The organism is Microbacterium sp. NPDC057944, assembly GCF_042887445.1.
In the GTDB taxonomy this organism is placed as follows: domain Bacteria; phylum Actinomycetota; class Actinomycetes; order Actinomycetales; family Microbacteriaceae; genus Microbacterium; species Microbacterium natoriense.
Genome location: NZ_JBHVPJ010000003.1, coordinates 61,454 through 76,592, shown reverse-complemented (window position 1 = coordinate 76,592; position 15,139 = coordinate 61,454). Strand labels below are relative to the sequence as shown.

Sequence of the window (15,139 nt, the reverse complement as noted above, 5' to 3'; positions counted from 1 at the left end):
CGGTTACCTCGCACCCTGCGTACGAGGAGTCAGACCGTGCCGTCGCAGTGCAGGGCCGACGACGGCACGGTGTCAAGGAGGGCGGATCCGACGAAGCTTGATCTCGTTTGAAGCTCGGGGCAGCTAGCCCGACACTCCCTCAAGTGGGGATCCCGGCGAGGGCAGGTCTACCTAGCGCCGAAAGGCGGACGCAGTGATGAGCAGCCTTCACGGAGAGCGCGAAATGACGACCGCATGCCGCGTTGACCCCTGCCGGGATGGTCTATCCACCGCCCATGTGAGCGATGTAGAATCGTGGTGAACGCGGCAGACAGTCCCCTCGGACAGTCGGGCCGCGTTCTTCATTCCCGGGTGAGCCAGGTGACGGTGCCGGCGCGGTCGATGAAGATGACCTCGCTGAACCAGTCGCTCCCCGCCAGCCTGCGGCGTGTTTCCGCGAGAGCCACGGCCCCGTCAAGGGGGCTTCGCGCGATGTCGATGACGAGGCGCCGCACGCCCTGCTCTTTCGCGCGGGCGAACTGGTTCGAGATCGTGTTCTTCCCGGCGCCCGCAGGGCTCTTGAAGTCCCACGACTGCCCGTTGATCGTGACGTCGGGGTTCTTCACGTTGGGGGTGAAGTCCTCGGCCCGCCACTGCACGTTGATGCCGGCGCGGGAGAGGCGTTCACCTGTCGCGAGCTCGTGCGCCCGTGGGAACGCACCATCGGGAACGGTCTGTGTGCCACGGTTCGAAGCGCGAACATCTCCGACGGTGCGAGCGGAGACGCGGTCGGCGGCGATGAGCGGCCGAGGCGCAGTCGGCGCGGCCCCTCGGCCCGGGCGGGTAGTATCGCCGCGCCCGTCAGCGAAATGCAGCTGCTCACGGTACGACTGCCGGTTCCGGCCGGTCCGGGCGATGAAGTCCCGCATGTCAGCCTGAGCCGACCGAACGTCCTGAGAAGCCCTACGCCGGTCGGTGTCAGTCATCGCGGACGCCTCACGGCGCTTCGCTGACCGGATCTCCCGCTCGAGTGCACGCTGGTCGGCACGCTCCTTCTCGGCGTCCGCGTCGTACGTGGTGTCGTCCTGCGGGACCGTGAGGCCAGGGGAGTAAGCGACGAGACGACACCTGCAGTTCGGGTGACCCCACCCGGCGTTGCGGGCGTCGGCGACAGACCCGGAGACGAACACCGTCACCGTCTCCGCTCGTGTCGCGTGGGGAAGCTCCCGAGGGCCCGCAGAGCTACCGTCGGTGGAGAGGATCTTCCCGGCCCAGTCAGCGCACTTCCTGCACGAGTCCAGGCCGCGGACGACGGTGACGAGATGCACGCCCGCCTGGCCCATGCGCCAGATCCCGGCGTCGTTGAACGCCCTGTTCACGGTCGTGCGGCCGGCCATCTCCGCGTAGGCGCCGATCGTCCACCGCCGGTTCGACTTGTCGACGAACCCGGTGATGCCCTCAGCGAGGAACCGCTGCACCGCGGCGGCCTGCTGCACACGTGACGTTGTCACGCCGAGGAGCGTGTTCGGCGAGTACAGGGCAACGATCCGCTGGTACGCGTCCTGCGGGTAACGGGTGAGACGCTGGTTCAGAACCTCAAGCCGCGACTCCAGCGAGAACGCGACCATCGCGACAGCCTGCGACGCCGTACCCGCGATCGGGGCCACCGCGTTCAGGCTGGCGAACCGGAGCGACGCTGCAGCGGCGGCTTCACCCTCGGATGCCGCGATGCTGACGAGCCGTTTCGCGAGATCCTCAGACCGCAGATCGGACACGATCCGCATCGCAATCGCCTGCAGCTCGCGCGCAGATGCGGCACGGTGAGCGTTGAGCTCAGCGAGCACACGGTTCCGTGCACGTCGGTCGGCGGCAGTCATCCCCATCCCGCCGGGAGCTGTCGGAAGCAGGGCGGCGAGCTGGTAGTCCCGGATCGCGCGCTTCGCGACCTCCTGGATCAGCAGGTCCTCCGCGTCACGGTAACGAGAGGCGAGGTAGACCGAGAGTTCCTCGATCAGCTCCTCAACGGACTCACGCTCAGGGTTCGGGACGAACAGCGCCATCGTCGCCTCCGAGGTCAGCGGGATCGCCGTACAGGCCGCGCATCACGCGGTAGATCATCACCGCCGCCCAGATGACGGATGAGATCAGGAACGCAGCCAAGAACGCCAAGGCCGCCGCGAGGAGGTACATCAGCACGTCCACGTCATGCCTCGGTCTCATCGTCGATCGGGTCGCCGGTGAAGCCCGCAGGGTCAGGCGCCGGAACCCCGATCTCCTGCATGATGAGGTCCACCTCCGCGTCGATGTCGTCCTCATCCCAGTCGGGGTGAATCGAACGGACGATCTCCTTGCGGGACGCGGCACGCGCGGCGTCGAGCAGCTGTGCGGTGCGGGCGAGCTTCTCCGGGTCAGCCTGCGACACCGGCGCGAACTCGACCGACGGCATCCGTCGCATGTCACCAAGGTCGGTACCACCGAACACGGTCTTGTCGATCTCGAGTGCAGCAACAGACCACCGTGCGAGTGCACCCTTCGCGTACAAGGCCTTCTTGTCACGGGTGCGTTCGCTGTCGGACAGGTCCGCGTCGATCTCCGTCGCCGTGCGCTGCCCCTTCGCAGAGTCAAGGCCGAGGTGCGCTTCGGAATAGCCGATCGCCGACGCGATCTCCTTCTTCAGCCCCTCGATCACGGCGAGGTGTTCCTCGACACGGATCGCGAACTGCACGATCGACATGGGCCCGCTGCCGTCCGCAGCCTTCCCGAGAGTGCCGTTCACGGGGGTGAACACCTGACGGTAAGTGTCGAAGTTCGCACCCTCGCCGGGCCTCCCGGACAGGTCGAGCATCTCCTCCGGGACGACAAGACGACCCTGGCCATTCTCCACGTCACGCATCAGCGACGACCAGGCCATGTCGACCTTGTCGAGAACGTCCTGGATGCCGTCCAGGTCCGAGCGGCCAAGGTCAGCGAGAACACCGAGCTTCCGCCAGTCCCGTACTGGCGCGGCGTTCTTCAGGTACGTGACCGCGAGACGGGTCGTGCCCGTGCCGATCGCGACCGTCTCCGGCAGCTCACCCACGCGGACGTCGAGGTCCGCGGCGGTGCGCATGCGGGCGTAGTGCTCGGTCTCCGCGCGGGTGTCGATCTGCACCGGGGCGCCGAGGGTGCGGTCCGTGCCGCGGTACAGGGTGTACTCGATCGACCCGGGCTTGTGCTCCTCGACGAGCCGATACACCTCGTTCCCGTCACGGTACTCAGTCCACAGCTTCACGCCGGCGAGACGCCCATGCCGGAACGTGGGGATCGCGGTGTCCGCGGCGTACGCCTTCGGGAACACGTGATCGTGAACGTCCTTGTCCCACGCGACAGCAAGGTACGAACCGCCCAAGGCGGCCGAATACTCGCCTGCGAGGAGCAGTTCGGCGTGCGCCTCGTCAGCACCGGTGATGTCGTCGAGGCGGGACTGTGCCGGGTGCACCCACCGTTTCCGTGACGCCCGAGTGTCGCCCTCCTGCAGGGGAACGTCGTCGGGCTTGCGGAACAGGATCTGCGGTGCCTCACCGAACAGGAGGTCGGCGGAGAGAGTGCACAGGTCAGCAGCGAGCGGCAGATGCATCCGCATGCGCTTCTCTTCCTCGACGATCGGCTGTCCGAGGAACATCTTCGACAGCGACCCGAGGACACCGCCCCGGTACTTGCGGCCGGCGACAGTGTGCGTGGGAACGGCTGCGGCAGCCGTGGCGCCGGAGTAGATCTCCGCGAGGGCCGCGGCATTCCCCGCGTACCAGGCGTCCAGTTCACGGAATCGGGCGAACGCGGTGTCGAACGGTGCGGGAGGCCAAGCGGTGGCATCAGCCATGGTTGCCCCCTTTTTTGCTATGCGGCGATCTTGATGTACCGGCGCCAGATGTTCTCGGTCGTGGTGACGCCGTAGCGGCCACCGTCGAGGGAGTGGTCCGCGAGCTTAATCGGCTTGTCCTCACCGATGAGCGTCGCCTTCGGATCCCACGAGTAGCCGGGGGCTTCCTGGATGAACCCGGGGCACCCACGGTTCGGGTTCGCGTCGGTGGGGCGTGCGACGAGCAGCGACCCGGTGGCGAGGAGCGACGCGAGTAGGCGGATGCCGTACAGCACGTCGTTGTCCGCGTCAGTGGACGTGATGCCGTGCGTCTTCCGAAGTTCGACCTTGAACGACGCAGCCGACGGGTCAACGATCGTGTGTCGGGGGACAAGACGCGACTGGGTCGACGCCGGCAGGTGCCGTTCGTTCAACCAGGACACGAACGCCCGGGCGAGCTCTGCGTCGGTGAGTTTCTGCTGCACGGCCTTCGAGTCGTGGCGGTACTCGTCGACGAAGAACAGGCGCGGTGTCGGACGGCCCAGAGAGTCGATCTCCGCGGAAACCCCGAGGATGAGCGCGGCGGTCGGGTTCGTGGTGCCGTAGTCCAGCGAGACGCTGATGAGCTCACGCATCTCGGGAAGGTCATCCCACGCGATCGTGTGCTTCTCCGGGTCCCACATGTCGAAGATCGCACCCTCAGCGGCGACCCACTCGCCTTGCACGAATCGGCGGTACCAGAGACCGGTGAACTCGGTCTTGATCTGGTTCTTGTACTCCTCGGTCAGCGCCGGGTTGTCGTCCAGCATGAAGTGCCAGGACCGCCAGCCGACGAGAGTCGTACCGATGCGGTCGAGGAACTTCGCTTTCAGCCAGTGTGCGGGGGAGTCCGGGTTCGTGGTGCCGAACAGCTTCGCCCGCGGGGGAGACATGCGTCCGAGGAGCTGGGTGAAGAACTCCTCCGGGATGACGGTGACCTCATCCACGTAGGCGAGGGCGACGGTCAGACCACGGAGGACCTTCTCGGCCTTCGCGTCGGACGCGCCGAGGACGTGCACTGTGCGACCCAGGATGCGGGCTGTCGGGGCGCCGGCCGTGTAGTGCACCAGCCGTGCAAGGGGACCGAACAGCGACGGGTTCATGAGCGGCTCGAACACGTTCCGGTACGCACTGTCACGGGTGCGGGCGATCACGACGATCACACCACCGGTCGCGAACAACACGGCCATGAGGAACCGCAGCAGGGACACGATCGTCTTCCCTGACCGGATCGCGCCCTCGAAGATGTTGACGCGGACCTTCGACTCCCGCAGCGACCGCATCTGCTGCGGGCCCAGGACCCCGGAGGACTCCTGCTCGTCGATGTCACTCATCTTCGTGCAACCCCAACTCGAGGATCAGGTTCATCAGCATCGACTCGGCCTCGGCCACACCCTGGTCGTCATCGTCGCGGATGAGCTCACGGGCGTCCTTCAATGCGAGAGACGCCGCGCGGTGCAGGTTCAGGATGTCCCCGGTCGGGGCGCGATCCAACATGTGCTCCTCGTACGTGTTCTCCTTGCCGCCGAAGTTGAACGCCAGAAACGGCTGATCGATCGCCACGAGATGATCCGTCGCTTTCGACACGAGCTCGTCGATCAACTCCAGGCGACGCACTTTCAGGTCATGCTGACGGGCCGCGGTCGCCGACGCCGTCTGATTCGCGCGATCGAACGACAGGCCCTCGTCCGCAGCGATCTTGGACACGGATGACGGGGCGATCTGCAACTCGCGTGCGATCGCGTTCCTCGGCATGCCTGCCTGGATGAGTTCAATCGCGCGTGCACGTACATCAGATTCGACCGGGCGACCTTGGGCCATGGTTCACCTCGATCGTGCGTCACCTGGACGCGGTCACGTGCGGCAGTGCGGCCGAATGTCGGAGGGGTCTTCTAGGCTCTGCGGTACCCGTGCGCTGGGCTCGGGGATCAGAGAAGGGGAGCATCATGGCATCTCATGAGGAAGCGTTCAGGGCCGTCATGGTCGCGATCAAAGACCAGGCGGAGGCAATAGGCGCGGCCGATCACCTCAACGAGAACACGAAGGCCGCGGCGCTGCGGGACCTTGCAGCCGCATACCGTCATCTTCGAGGTGGCGCGCAGCCAGGCGGGGTCAGCGTCGACAAGTAGAGCGAACTGACGAAGCCCCGGTGACCTTGAGCGAGGGCCGGGGCTTCGTCGTGTGGACATGGTTGTCCTGCTGTTTCTATCGTGGCGACTTTGACGAATTAATGCACGCAGGGTCTGCAGCGTGTCATCGTCGCGCGACAGACCCCTTCGGACGCCCGCGCTTCACCTCGGTCTCGATCCGCTGTACGGCCTTGGACAGGACGAGGGTGATGCCGCGGGTGTTCGAGCGAGTCGCCAATAGACCTGCATCGATCCACCGGTAGATCTGCCGGACATCCCGGCCAGCGAGGAACGCAGCTTCCTTCACCGTCACCCACTCTTTGGGTTCGTTCATGGTCCCTCCTCGTACGGGTCGATCTCGATTCCGCAGTCGACGCAGTGCCGCCGCACGGTGGTGCTCGCGTGCGTGCGCTGCTCGCCGATGATGTGGTCCTCGTGCCATGCGGCGAAGCGCGGAATCTGCTTCCGCACGAGGGACTCGAACTGGCGGTCCCACCAGGCGGGTGTCTGGTCGAGCTCGGCACGAACGCTCGCTGAGACCGGCTCAGGCATCGTGTCTCCTAACCTCGACATCCGCTGTCATGAGGCGGACGGCCTCGCGCCGCGCAGCGATTGCGGCTTCCGCGATCCGGACGACCACGCCTTCGAGCGGCACGCCCTCGTGCTCGATATCGAGCCGATCGGCCTGGTTCTTGATGCACACACCGAGGTTGATGAGCTCGTAGTCCTTCTTGCTGAATAGGGTCATGGCTGCCTCTCAATCTCGTGTTTGGTGGTTCTAGCCTCACCCTGCTTCACCGCCGGCGTAATCGCTGCCCGGGTACCACGGCACGGACCGTCGAACTCGGCGCATCGTGTACACGCTTCGTTTCCATCACCGAAATCGTGAGGCGCCCAGACGACCTCTGCATAGGTGACCGCCTCAGGTACCGTGACCAGGAACGCTCGTCCTGACGATGCACCCAGTGCGAGCACCTCAAACCGGCGCGTTCCTTCCATGCCTGGATGCTTTCGCCAGGCATCCGGGAGAGGACGGATCGTGCAGGTCTCGAAGTGGTGCCACGCTCCCGAGTTCGATTCCAACGGTGAGTGCCAACTACTGACCTCGATGTACATGCCGGAAGCGATCACGAGAGACCGCTCCGGTATCCGGTCGAGAATGTCTTCTTGCGTGTTCACGTCTTCTCCTCTCGCTCGTTCCCCATGTGTGCTCACGATCCCTCTCCCTGCTCTACCGGCACCATGACGTCTGAACAGGTCATCGTGCATGTGCACTTCGGCACGGGGCTCCACGCGAACCCCGACCCGGTCGCGAAGCATCCGCCGTTGCGCGCCGACCGGTCTTGACCGTGATGGTCGAGGGCGACGTGCCCGCATCCGCAGGTGGTGTACTCCTCCGCCGAGAACAGGCTCGGGCCGGTCACCGTTGCCCCATCAGACGTTCGAACTGCTCAAGGATGTACCCGTATCGCACCGAATGCCTCTCGTCGTCCTCGTCCGGGTCGTAGATCGCGTCGAGAAGATCCTGCGCGCTCGGCTCCCATTCCGGTTCCTCGGCTACAACACCAGCCCGCGACAGTGCGCGTTCGAGAATGAAGCGCATCCAGTGCGCGTCCGTCCACTCTTCACCGCATCGGCACTTCTCAGTCGAGTACAGGTAGCAGTGCAGCTGGCTCATGGTGGCCTTCGCATCCAGAGCCTCAGCGACCATGTCGTCGGTGACGGGCACACCACCAGCCCGCACCTCGGCGTCATGAGCAGCCAGCCACGCGTCGAATTCGATGTAGCCGTCCCCGCCTCGGCCCAGGACAATTGCGTGCATTCCGATCACATCGCGGACGGATTCCTCGTACTTCTTCACCTGCTCGTCGTCCATCACGGCACCATGCCGCAACGGTCACAGGCCGCCATAGGAACCTGACCGCCGGGGCGGATCGCTCGTCGCCAGGTCGTATAGTCGTGCCCCTTGACGATGCAGATGATGCTTCGGATGATCTTCACTCTGCGCCTTCCTTCGGTGGTCGGTGTGTACTCGCTCATCGTTCCGCCTGCCCTTCCTGGCTGGTTCCGTGCGCATCGGCGCGATGCTGTTCCATGACCTCATGCGGGTCATCCCCGCGATACTCCGGGTGCTCAGAGTTGGCGCACGCGGTGAAGGTGCACCGACCGATGGCGCAGCTGATGCGCAGACCGCACGTGAACGCGCTCATCGGTTCCCTCCCTGTTCGGTGACCCCAGCAGCGTGAGGCGCGTGGCATCGTCCGCTGCCAGTGAAGTCGGTACGTAGACGATCCCCGCCGCATGTCGCGCACGGTTCGTTGTCCTTGGCCCTCTGTCGTGCGTGCTGCATCGATTCCGCGAGTGCCCCAAGGAGGTCGATCTGCTCGCCGCTCATCGCGGCACCCCAGCCTCGGCAGCAGCACGCAGAGCGGCGCGCATGCGTGCGACGCGGGTGCCTGGTTCGGCTCGGTAGAAGACGTCCAGTGCTGCTTGCACCTGTGCGTCGGACGGTTCGCCCTGCGGCTCCGGGTCCTCACGGTCGCCGTCACCCAGACGGGCGTCATACTCAGCGCTCGACTCCGGGTCGATCCCGTAGTGGTCACGCTCACGAGTCAGCTCGTCATCATGATGATCCACATGAAGATCCGTGCTCGGGTTTGGTACCTCGGGAAGACGGAAGCCAACAGCGAGCACGGCATCATGCACCAGCATCACGAGTGGCGCAACGCTCTGGCCGAGCAGCGCCGCCTGCACCCTGTCGGGGTAGTTCCCGGCATTCCAAAGGACGGAAGCGATCGCGCGCCGCAGCGCTTCCCGTTCGTCGTTGGTAGGGGTGTGAGCCTCCTCGAACACGGCAAAAGCAGCACGGGCATCGCGTAGGTACCAGTTCTGATCGCAGTCCTCCCATGTCTCACCAGGAGCCAGCGCAACCATCGCCTTCGCGGCTTTCTCGATCAGGTGCTCAGTGGTCATGATGCGTTCTCCAGTTCTTCGAATTGGTCCTGGTCGAGGACGTGCCGACATTCCTCATTCGTGCATGTCACGGAAACATGCCCTTCGAACCAGGCAGGCGGGTGCCAGATCATCTGCTGCTGACATTCCGGGCAGCGGACCCGGCGGATCCGGTGCGGGCGTTCCTGGATCTCGTGGGCCCGGTACGCGCGTTCCGCGGCGGCCGCGAACTGGATTGCGTCACGGGCGCCTTCCTCGGTCGAGATCCACAGCTCGATCGACCCGAACGCAGTCAACGGGAGGAGGTGGCGGCGGCACTCGTCGACCGCGAGGAACACCCCGGTCAGGTTCACGTGCCCGTCCGCTGTGGTGCGGACGCCGGCGTTGTCCCGCTGGACCGCTTTCGACAGGCCGAGCTCGGCTACCCGCCGGTCGAACTCGTCCCACCTCGCGTAGGCGTGCTCGAACCGGTCGTAGTGCGACTGGCACAGAAAACCCCGGTCAGCGTTCCGTGGGAAGCAGCCGGGGCAGGTGTCGTTCGTGCAGGTCTCGAGGTGGACGTCACGCGCCTTGCATGGCGCCACCGAGGGGACACCTGGCCAGGAGGCGACGCAGAGGATCTGGTTCAGCACAGGCACGCTCCGTTCAGTGCGATGGTCGTCCAGCAGGTCATGCAGACCGGCCGGGGTCCGGGGTCGTCCTCATCGGACGGTTGGCAGTGGACGTGGACGAGGACGTTCTCGACGTACTCGACCTCGTCGCCCTCATGGATGCGGTCGCCACAGTCGTTCCCGCAGACGCCGTTGTACTTCGCCCGGAAACTCACCAGAGCTTCCTCTCGTCGCGCGAGCGCACCGGCGAGAAGGACAGCAGTTCGGTCGCCGCCACGCCACAAGCCGTGCACCGCGTACCGCCGCCCGGGTCGTGGACTCGCTGTCGCATCGCGACGACCGCCTGGTGGTCCGAGCAGAGAAGCCCCCAGCCCCTGCAGAGCCGGCAGACAGCTTCCCACTCGACCGACTGCACGCACTCACCATCGAAGTCGCACTCCTGGGGAAGTTGCGCCTCGAGCTCGTGCAGGATGATCGCGCCCTCGACGTCGACGAGGTCAGAAGGGGGTCTCATCGCCGAACCCTCCTTGCGTCGCCCAGCCGTCCGTCTGAGCGCCTGGCGTCTGCCACGGCTCCTCGGACACCTGCCCGGTCGTGTTCGGCGCGCTCTGCCCACCGGGGCGCCCGTTCGCGATGCTGATGGAGTCCGCCCACACCAGGAGGTCGTAAAACTTCCTACCTTGGTGCTCGCGCACGTCCGTCTTCTCGGTCCCAGCGAACGAGATCCGGTCACCCTTGGCAAACGTGTCCAGAAGGAGTCCCGAGTCCTTGCCTGCCCGCACCGTGCGAAACGTGCGCGAAACCGTCTCCCACTCGTCGCGGTCGTTCTTCCGCGAATGTGGCTCGGACGTCTTCAACGCCCACACGCCTCGCTCGTTGCTCAGCACATCCTCAACGAATGCGAACTGCACATCGATCTTCGCCATCAGTTGTCCTTTCCCTGACGCGCGCCCGCGTCAGTTCGTTTCCAAGTCCGGGCACCGTTGTCGCAGAGAATCCGCGATACGTACGTCGGTGAGTAGCCCGTAGCTTCGGCTATCGCGCGGATCGGATGACCGGCCTTCCTGAGCCGGAGCACCTGATCTGTCAGAGCTGCTTTGTGCTTCTCGCGGGACCGCTGCAGCTCCTCCACACGAGAACTCTTGTCGGCCCTCATAGACCTGGTAGTTCCCGTCAGTAGACGCTCGGTCGCGCGCTCAAGAAGGTCCGGGATCGTTGTGCCAGTTCGGTCGGCCATCGAGGCGAGACGACCCCACGTGCGGTCATCGAACTTCACCGCGACTGTCACGGTTCGCGCCGATCCGTGCAAAACAGACACGTCCCGTCCGGGAGACGTCGATGACGATCCTCCGGACAGTTCTCAGGGGCCTCCTCCGACATCGTTTGCGGTAGCGCGGCGCGATGCCTCGCCCGCACCCTGCCGACGATGTGCGCGGGCTGCAGGTAGTCGGTCGACTCCTGGAAATGGGCGTTCACGGCATCGACCGCATCCCCGTAGGGAACGTGAGCGAGCAGAGGCGTCCATGCCTGAATAGTGAGTTCATCCACCTGCCGGTTGTCGAGAACCTGGATTCTTGCGAGAAGCACCGTGACTTCTTCGACGTTCACGAGGCAACCTCCTTGGGGTTGAGTGACGTGATCTGTTGTCCGGCGACGTTGCGGCCGGCTGCTGCTGTCTGTTGAGCTCGCTCAGTCGGGGTGAGGCGCCGGTTTTGGCGGTCCTCCTGGTCCCGGATGAGCCAGTTGCGCCATGTGGCGGGCCAGTCCACCTTCGTTGCGTCTCTGCCCGCTTTCGCCCGCCAATGGTTCACGAACCTCTCGGTTGAGGCGTTGACGTCCACGAGCGATGTGCGTTCGGCGGCCCATGCCCGCATCTCGGCGGTGACGATGAACGGATCGGGGATGCGGGTGCCGCGCTTGCGCGGTCTCCCATCTATCTCGTTAGAGATAGAGGTCGGGTCGGGTCGGGTCGGGTCGGGGGGAGCGTTACGGTCCTCACCGGGCGACTCGTTGCTAACGCCGTTACCTTGCCGCTCTCGCCAAGCGTTGACGCGGTTTCGAGTAGCCTCACGTTTCGACTCAACCTGTGCCTTCGATGGCTGGTACTCGTCCCATGAGGTGAAGACGAACGCGTCACCAGCGTGCGACGAGCGTTCCACGGGCGTCTCACCAACGATCGACCAGAGCCCCGCGGCCACCAACTCTTCCGCTGAACGGCGACGAGCCCTGAACATCCGCAGCATCGACACTGGCACTCGACCGTCCGTCAAATGCCCGGCCGACCATGACCCAGCCCTCAGCCACAATGCGACTGCACCATCGCTCAGGCCCGCCGTCTTCGGATGTGACCAGAAATGGTCATCGACCTTGAACCAGGGCATTGCTTCTCCTCTCCTGTCTCATGGCGACAAGCTTCCGCTCGAACATCTATCCGCACAAACAGGCCTGTGCATAACTCTGTGACTCGTACGTGAAGACGATCCAGTATCCGGCGCCAACACGCGCATCTCGGGCCGATAAGGCCTGTGCACAACTCCGCGGGAATCAGGTCGCATCATTCGCGCCGCCAGTCATCAGCAGGTGAGCGGTCGGCTCGGTGATCTCCTGCCACCCGCCGTCGTCGTCGTACAGCACCCACCCGACCCCTTCACGCCACGCCGGCCAGAGTTCTGGTCGAGCCCAACGGGGAACCGAGAACCCTTCACGGGTCGCCTGCTCCGGGTGTGAGCCCTTCCACGGGTGACAGGTCAGGGCGCACAGCAGCTGCAGGTTCGACGGGACCGTGTTGTGCGCGTCCCGATTCTGCCGGTGGTCACGGTGCACAACCGTCGCCCGCCCACACCGCTGGCACCTGCCCTGGTCCCTCTCCGTCGCGACCTCATACGCGTGTTTCTCCTGCGCCACGGTGAGCTTCGGGATCTTCGGACCAATCACGTCGACTCCTTCCGATGGCAACGGCATTCACGGCGCCACGGCCGGACATCCTTCAACGCGCGACAGTCCTCATCGCCACCGAACTGACGGCCCGGATGACACGACGGACACCGGCCACACGTCGGCTGATCGCGCGGCTGAGTGGCCGGGCCATGACCCCACGAACTCACGAGGACGGTCATGCGGCCACCGCCAGGAGGAACTCGGCGACTGCATGTCCGAGGTCGCGCGCGGCGGGCGGCGTGACCGCGTTGCCAGCTTGCTTGACCTTGTCGCGCTTCGTGCCGAGCAGCAGGTAGTCCCGGGCGAAGCCCATCCCCGCCTGGATCTCGTGAGGCTCGAGCATCCGGAATCCGGCGTCGTCGACGTCGAGGCTGATTGGCTCAGGATCGGGGTGCGTGAAGGTCGGGATTTCAGGCTTCGGCTCGGAGCGTTCCCATCGCCCATAGAACACGTCCTCGCGCGTCACCGGTCCGTAGTCGGGAACGATGAGCGACTGATGCCCGCCAGTCGTCAGCGTGCGAAGCGGCTCTTCCGCAGGGGTCGACATCTCTGCACCGCCTGAGTTGTTCCGCATCACGAGCGCGTGGTGATTGCCCTCCGCGCTGACCGTGTCGATCGGGGCCGACGTCGGCTTCGCGACACCGTGGTTCCGCAGCGGGACGACGAGCCCCGCGCTATCGACCGTTGTAACCGTGGCGAGCGGGTCCGACGTCGGCCGCGAGGCGCCCTTGCTGTAGTACGGCACGAGCAGGCCGGTCTCGTTGCGCGTCGACTGCGTGCGCAACGGGTCCGCGACGGATGCCGCGCTCTTGCCTTCGCGTCCCTCCACGGGGATGAGGAGCGAGGCGTGGTTGCCGCCGGCGACGAGCGACGGCAGAGCATCCATCACCGGGCGGGAGCGGGAGTCGTCCGCGCCGCTGAGGTTGTTCACGATCAGCGCGTGGTTCGCGCCGTCCGCGACGACCGTGGGCAGCGCCTCGACGAGCGTCTGCGTGCGCTCACGCTGCCGGAACTGCGCCAGGAACGCAGGCGGCAGGGCGAGACCGTGCTCGGCGGTTCCGGTCTGTGCAGGCATCGGGGCGTCGAGTTCGGACACACGCAGGTAGTTCGATCCCGTGTTGACGCCGTCGTACGTGTTCCCCGCGGCCTTCGCGATGATCGGCGACCAGTAGCGTTCGATGCCTCGGCGGATCCGCTCGCGGGTCTTCTCGGCGAGCGGCTTCGTCCGGTCACCGATGCGCGGGGCGGGAAGCGACCAGTCGATGATCGACTCGGCGGCGAGCCAGCCGGGCTCGATCACGTGGAAGCACTTCGGGCACCGGTAGAGATACTGCGCCCGGTAGCGGCCCCACTGCTCCTTCTTCTTGAACGCCTGCACCGCCTGCACCTCGCCGTGCTCGGGGCACACCGCCATGGGGCGGGTCCACTTGCCGACGTTCGGGCCAGGCAGCGCCTTCGTCGCGAGATCCTCGCGCCACATCACGATGTACATGCGGTCGCGAGACTGCGGCGCCGGGAGCCCGCCGATCTGCGCGTGCATGCTGTTCAGCCACACGAACTGCATCCGGTAGCCGAGCGACTTCATCGCGAGCTGCCACGCCTCGAACTGGTCCCACCGGTACGCATCGACGACGTTCTCCAGGATGATCGCCATGTACCGGTGGTGCTCGGCGAATCGAGGGATGTCCCACATCGTCGCGCGCGATCGGTTCGCGGCCTCGTCGGGGAGCGGGCGGGTGCCGTCGAGCTCGAACAACGCCTGATCCTGCTGACGCTGCCGCTTCACACCCTTCGCGATCGAGTGGTTCGTGCACTCCGGGGAACCCCAGAGCACGTGCGTCTTCGGAAAGTACGCCGGGTTCACCTGCGAGATGTCCGCCTGCGAGTGGTCCGTGTCCGGGTGATTCACTTGGTGCGACTCGATCGCGAGCGCCCAGTGATTCGCCGCGATGACGACCTTGTACCCGGCCTCGACGAGGCCGCTGCTCGAGCCGCCGGCACCGCAGAACAGGTCCGTGACCGTCAGGCCGTTCCAGGGGACGTTGGGCTGCTGGTATCCGGTGGTCACTTCGTCTGCTCCTCTGACGTGCCCTCGATGGGCTGTTGAATGCCGTGAACCTTCGCGAACGGGATGCGGTCGACCCACGAGTAGCCCGTCTCGACCGACACGCTGGTCTTGTTGACGCGCACGACCTTCCGCCACGAGTGGCCGTCGTGGACGAACCCGGCGCCGACGATGTCCTCGCGGGTGTAGATCCGGCGGGCGGCTTCCCTCGCGGCGTGCTCACGCTTCGCCTTCTCGAACTCTGCGGCGCGCTCTGCTTTCACCGCGGCGACCGCGGCGTCGACCGTGCGCTCCGTCTCGGCAGCGCGGCGACGGTATGCCTGAATGCCGCTCATCGGGTCACCCCCGATAGAGTGCGGGTGTGACTGAACTCTCTGACGCAAGCACCCTCCGACAGATGCTGAGCGAGGCCATGGCAGCAGAAGGTGCGAGCGAGTCTCTTCGCCCCCTTGCGCAGGTTGTCCTCCACGGGATCAAAGACGACGGGACCGCAACGTTCGACCAGGTCGAACTTCTCGCCGCCACCATCGGCGCCCTGTCGAACCTTGAGAGCCGCATTGTCGCGATCGAGAAGAAGCTCGCCTAGTCG

Annotated in this window: 20 protein-coding genes; 2 read left to right on the top strand and 18 right to left on the bottom strand. The window is 65.5% G+C overall.

The features are described from left to right. Positions 1 to 341 precede the first annotated feature (341 nt). From ACFVRO_RS17480 to ACFVRO_RS17460, 5 genes are read right to left on the bottom strand one after another with little or no spacing between them, the layout of a single operon-like run. The gene (locus ACFVRO_RS17480; RefSeq protein ID WP_386954698.1) at positions 342 to 2,039 is read right to left on the bottom strand and encodes a phage minor capsid protein; all 1,698 of its coding nucleotides are present in this window, start codon (positions 2,037 to 2,039) and stop codon (positions 342 to 344) included. Beyond that, complete coding sequence (locus ACFVRO_RS17475) at positions 2,014 to 2,181, bottom strand: hypothetical protein (RefSeq protein ID WP_386954695.1); 168 nt, start codon at positions 2,179 to 2,181, stop codon at positions 2,014 to 2,016. The genes ACFVRO_RS17480 and ACFVRO_RS17475 overlap by 26 nt, the downstream gene beginning before the upstream one ends. A gap of 1 nt (position 2,182) precedes the next feature. Beyond that, positions 2,183 to 3,838 (bottom strand): phage portal protein, encoded by a 1,656-nt coding sequence (locus tag ACFVRO_RS17470; RefSeq protein ID WP_386954692.1) that lies wholly within the window; start codon positions 3,836 to 3,838, stop codon positions 2,183 to 2,185. 17 nt (positions 3,839 to 3,855) lie between these two features. Continuing rightward, positions 3,856 to 5,190, bottom strand: a complete 1,335-nt coding sequence (locus ACFVRO_RS17465; protein WP_386954690.1) for a PBSX family phage terminase large subunit — start codon at positions 5,188 to 5,190, stop codon at positions 3,856 to 3,858. Continuing rightward, positions 5,183 to 5,677: a helix-turn-helix domain-containing protein gene (locus ACFVRO_RS17460; RefSeq protein WP_386954687.1), complete on the bottom strand. Its 495-nt coding sequence runs from the start codon at positions 5,675 to 5,677 to the stop codon at positions 5,183 to 5,185. The genes ACFVRO_RS17465 and ACFVRO_RS17460 overlap by 8 nt, the downstream gene beginning before the upstream one ends. 125 nt (positions 5,678 to 5,802) lie before the next feature. On the opposite strand from ACFVRO_RS17460, the gene ACFVRO_RS17455 reads away from it, so the two are divergent. Continuing rightward, entirely contained in the window at positions 5,803 to 5,985 is a 183-nt protein-coding gene (locus ACFVRO_RS17455) for a hypothetical protein (RefSeq protein WP_386954684.1), read from the top strand. 124 nt (positions 5,986 to 6,109) lie between these two features. Here ACFVRO_RS17455 and ACFVRO_RS17450 read toward each other — a convergent pair whose 3' ends face one another. From ACFVRO_RS17450 to ACFVRO_RS17390, 13 genes are all read right to left on the bottom strand, one after another. Continuing rightward, positions 6,110 to 6,319 (bottom strand): hypothetical protein, encoded by a 210-nt coding sequence (locus tag ACFVRO_RS17450; RefSeq protein WP_386954681.1) that lies wholly within the window; start codon positions 6,317 to 6,319, stop codon positions 6,110 to 6,112. Beyond that, a complete protein-coding gene (locus ACFVRO_RS17445; protein ID WP_386954679.1) occupies positions 6,316 to 6,537 on the bottom strand; it encodes a hypothetical protein in 222 nt (73 codons plus the stop codon). Before ACFVRO_RS17445 ends, ACFVRO_RS17450 begins: the two co-directional genes overlap by 4 nt. Continuing rightward, positions 6,530 to 6,733, bottom strand: coding sequence for a hypothetical protein (locus ACFVRO_RS17440; RefSeq protein ID WP_386954676.1), 204 nt, complete (start codon positions 6,731 to 6,733; stop codon positions 6,530 to 6,532). The genes ACFVRO_RS17445 and ACFVRO_RS17440 overlap by 8 nt, the downstream gene beginning before the upstream one ends. Before the next feature lie 672 nt (positions 6,734 to 7,405). Then, positions 7,406 to 7,861, bottom strand: coding sequence for a hypothetical protein (locus ACFVRO_RS17435; protein WP_386954673.1), 456 nt, complete (start codon positions 7,859 to 7,861; stop codon positions 7,406 to 7,408). Beyond that, positions 7,861 to 8,025 (bottom strand): hypothetical protein, encoded by a 165-nt coding sequence (locus ACFVRO_RS17430; protein WP_386954670.1) that lies wholly within the window; start codon positions 8,023 to 8,025, stop codon positions 7,861 to 7,863. The genes ACFVRO_RS17435 and ACFVRO_RS17430 overlap by 1 nt, the downstream gene beginning before the upstream one ends. A gap of 351 nt (positions 8,026 to 8,376) precedes the next feature. Next, the gene (locus tag ACFVRO_RS17425; protein WP_386954668.1) at positions 8,377 to 8,958 is read right to left on the bottom strand and encodes a hypothetical protein; all 582 of its coding nucleotides are present in this window, start codon (positions 8,956 to 8,958) and stop codon (positions 8,377 to 8,379) included. Continuing rightward, positions 8,955 to 9,569, bottom strand: coding sequence for a hypothetical protein (locus tag ACFVRO_RS17420; protein WP_386954666.1), 615 nt, complete (start codon positions 9,567 to 9,569; stop codon positions 8,955 to 8,957). Before ACFVRO_RS17420 ends, ACFVRO_RS17425 begins: the two co-directional genes overlap by 4 nt. Then, positions 9,563 to 9,763, bottom strand: a complete 201-nt coding sequence (locus ACFVRO_RS17415) for a hypothetical protein (protein ID WP_386954664.1) — start codon at positions 9,761 to 9,763, stop codon at positions 9,563 to 9,565. The genes ACFVRO_RS17420 and ACFVRO_RS17415 overlap by 7 nt, the downstream gene beginning before the upstream one ends. A 282-nt stretch (positions 9,764 to 10,045) precedes the next feature. Then, a complete protein-coding gene (locus tag ACFVRO_RS17410; RefSeq protein WP_386954661.1) occupies positions 10,046 to 10,474 on the bottom strand; it encodes a hypothetical protein in 429 nt (142 codons plus the stop codon). A gap of 358 nt (positions 10,475 to 10,832) precedes the next feature. Next, positions 10,833 to 11,156, bottom strand: a complete 324-nt coding sequence (locus ACFVRO_RS17405) for a hypothetical protein (protein ID WP_386954659.1) — start codon at positions 11,154 to 11,156, stop codon at positions 10,833 to 10,835. Beyond that, positions 11,153 to 11,929, bottom strand: a complete 777-nt coding sequence (locus tag ACFVRO_RS17400; RefSeq protein WP_386954657.1) for a hypothetical protein — start codon at positions 11,927 to 11,929, stop codon at positions 11,153 to 11,155. Before ACFVRO_RS17400 ends, ACFVRO_RS17405 begins: the two co-directional genes overlap by 4 nt. A gap of 731 nt (positions 11,930 to 12,660) precedes the next feature. Further along, entirely contained in the window at positions 12,661 to 14,553 is a 1,893-nt protein-coding gene (locus ACFVRO_RS17395) for a DNA cytosine methyltransferase (RefSeq protein ID WP_386954655.1), read from the bottom strand. Further along, the gene (locus ACFVRO_RS17390) at positions 14,550 to 14,885 is read right to left on the bottom strand and encodes a hypothetical protein (protein ID WP_386954652.1); all 336 of its coding nucleotides are present in this window, start codon (positions 14,883 to 14,885) and stop codon (positions 14,550 to 14,552) included. Before ACFVRO_RS17390 ends, ACFVRO_RS17395 begins: the two co-directional genes overlap by 4 nt. Before the next feature lie 26 nt (positions 14,886 to 14,911). Between ACFVRO_RS17390 and ACFVRO_RS17385 the strand changes: the two genes are divergently transcribed. After that, positions 14,912 to 15,136 (top strand): hypothetical protein, encoded by a 225-nt coding sequence (locus tag ACFVRO_RS17385; protein ID WP_386954649.1) that lies wholly within the window; start codon positions 14,912 to 14,914, stop codon positions 15,134 to 15,136. The last annotated feature ends 3 nt before the right edge of the window (positions 15,137 to 15,139 follow it).

Bases quoted from the DNA above. Each gene is read 5' to 3' on its own strand.
- ACFVRO_RS17400 (WP_386954657.1), bottom strand. From the start codon at position 11,929: ATGCCCTGGTTCAAGGTCGATGACCATTTCTGGTCACATCCGAAGACG.
- ACFVRO_RS17440 (WP_386954676.1), bottom strand. From the start codon at position 6,733: ATGACCCTATTCAGCAAGAAGGACTACGAGCTCATCAACCTCGGTGTG.
- ACFVRO_RS17435 (WP_386954673.1), bottom strand. From the start codon at position 7,861: ATGGACGACGAGCAGGTGAAGAAGTACGAGGAATCCGTCCGCGATGTG.
- ACFVRO_RS17480 (WP_386954698.1), bottom strand. From the start codon at position 2,039: ATGGCGCTGTTCGTCCCGAACCCTGAGCGTGAGTCCGTTGAGGAGCTG.
- ACFVRO_RS17390 (WP_386954652.1), bottom strand. From the start codon at position 14,885: ATGAGCGGCATTCAGGCATACCGTCGCCGCGCTGCCGAGACGGAGCGC.
- ACFVRO_RS17430 (WP_386954670.1), bottom strand. From the start codon at position 8,025: ATGAGCGAGTACACACCGACCACCGAAGGAAGGCGCAGAGTGAAGATC.
- ACFVRO_RS17425 (WP_386954668.1), bottom strand. From the start codon at position 8,958: ATGACCACTGAGCACCTGATCGAGAAAGCCGCGAAGGCGATGGTTGCG.
- ACFVRO_RS17450 (WP_386954681.1), bottom strand. From the start codon at position 6,319: ATGAACGAACCCAAAGAGTGGGTGACGGTGAAGGAAGCTGCGTTCCTC.
- ACFVRO_RS17470 (WP_386954692.1), bottom strand. From the start codon at position 3,838: ATGGCTGATGCCACCGCTTGGCCTCCCGCACCGTTCGACACCGCGTTC.
- ACFVRO_RS17410 (WP_386954661.1), bottom strand. From the start codon at position 10,474: ATGGCGAAGATCGATGTGCAGTTCGCATTCGTTGAGGATGTGCTGAGC.
- ACFVRO_RS17445 (WP_386954679.1), bottom strand. From the start codon at position 6,537: ATGCCTGAGCCGGTCTCAGCGAGCGTTCGTGCCGAGCTCGACCAGACA.
- ACFVRO_RS17460 (WP_386954687.1), bottom strand. From the start codon at position 5,677: ATGGCCCAAGGTCGCCCGGTCGAATCTGATGTACGTGCACGCGCGATT.
- ACFVRO_RS17455 (WP_386954684.1), top strand. From the start codon at position 5,803: ATGGCATCTCATGAGGAAGCGTTCAGGGCCGTCATGGTCGCGATCAAA.
- ACFVRO_RS17465 (WP_386954690.1), bottom strand. From the start codon at position 5,190: ATGAGTGACATCGACGAGCAGGAGTCCTCCGGGGTCCTGGGCCCGCAG.